This is a genomic window from Streptomyces hilarionis (assembly GCF_024539675.1).
In the GTDB taxonomy this organism is placed as follows: domain Bacteria; phylum Actinomycetota; class Actinomycetes; order Streptomycetales; family Streptomycetaceae; genus Streptomyces; species Streptomyces hilarionis.
On the sequence record NZ_JAHHIT010000719.1, the window covers coordinates 1 to 273 of the forward strand.

Annotated in this window: 1 protein-coding gene; it reads right to left on the reverse strand. The window is 52.7% G+C overall.

What is annotated here, in order from left to right:
• Positions 1-265: histidine phosphatase family protein (locus KMS84_RS44555; RefSeq protein WP_498066983.1), on the reverse strand; the 265-nt coding region annotated here is incomplete at its 3' end.
• Positions 266-273: the final 8 nt, after the last annotated feature.

Here is a 273-nt window from a genome sequence, read left to right on the forward strand (position 1 = left end):
GCCCATGTGAAAACACGGCGATGTCCTGGGCAGGATGCTCTGCAAGTCTATCTAAGAAAGACTGACCTCTAGATATAAAGTCCAAGAATGACTCGGCGCCTTCACCATCCGTGAACGCTGGGTCTGACTTGGCCCAGTATCCCTCCACCCAAGCTCGTCTCTGGGCAACGGTCGTGTTGATACACCGTGCAGGTTCAAGGTAGGTGAACTCGTGAATGGGCCATATTTCAAACGGCACTGAAGGGAAAGCAGCCACTGTCTGCATTGCAGTTG